Annotated in this window: 1 protein-coding gene; it reads right to left on the bottom strand. The window is 31.4% G+C overall.

The genetic code is table 11. The features are described 5' to 3' along the window. Positions 1 to 749: winged helix-turn-helix domain-containing protein (locus NNO04_RS22440; RefSeq protein WP_271446522.1), on the bottom strand; the 749-nt coding region annotated here is incomplete at its 3' end. Positions 750 to 1032: the final 283 nt, after the last annotated feature.

Genomic DNA, 1032 nt, shown 5'->3' with positions numbered 1-1032 from the left:
TCATATCTACATACTGCCATAAAGTGTACATTGAATAATTTATTTCCGGGTCTGGCATTAGTGTAATAAATATCAGTTGCATCATGTGTGCAGTCAACACCTTCACTTTCTATCATATGTTTAGCATTAGTAATAAAGTCAGTTGGTGGCCTGGAGTTACTAAGTTCGTAGATATTACATTCCCCAATCTTGGCTATTTGATGATTTTTTTCTTTTTTTTGCCATTTGAAAAAAACAATCCCCGCCAAGATTATCACACAAATAGAACAAGCAATAATAATATTTGACTTATGTTCAGTTACTCTGCAGGTTGTTTCTTTTAAAAAATAATTAATCCATATCCGCGTAAAAACAGATGGCTCATGAATCTCATGCTTAATGACCTCGCCTACAGGTCCTGAGTTATTGTTTTTAGTTTTTGCAAATGGATGAATATCTGCATCCAACTTGAAGCCTGTTTTAGGAATAGTGATGATAATTTCTTTGTTTAACCCAAGATTATTAAATGCTTTTCTTAATTCGCTTATGTGATTGCTTAGACTGGCTGATGATGGTGCATATCCATAATCTACCCATACAGTTTTGATAATATTCTCTCGAGTAAGAGTGGTGTTATTGTTCTTAATCAGTTCACATAACAACCTCGTTGCCGGTTTCGATAGTTCCGTGGATAAATTATTGTCATTTCTTAACGTTAACATTCTTGTATCAATATCAAAAACAATTATTAGATTTATTATGTATTTCATATGTTTATCATGCGATTTCATTTTAAATGCGTCATTCTACTACTCAGAATAGCCTGCCTTTTATTATCTATGGGTATATATGTATATGAGAAACCTCTTGTTAGTCAACTATTTTTGGCAGGGTAGATGGAGCAATAACGGAACATTACTTTTAATGCATTTAATTGTACTGGTGGTTTTAGTTATTTTGATGTCATTTAGAATTAAATTCTTAATTTTGTTTAATTAAAAGAATAAAAAGTTAAATATGAATCTTATTCACTATTAAATATTACTCAGGGGG

The organism is Citrobacter sp. Awk 4, assembly GCF_028069725.1.
In the GTDB taxonomy this organism is placed as follows: Bacteria; Pseudomonadota; Gammaproteobacteria; order Enterobacterales; family Enterobacteriaceae; genus Citrobacter_D.
The sequence above is the reverse complement of the archived record's forward strand: the minus strand, read 5'-3'. Positions and strand labels throughout refer to the sequence as shown.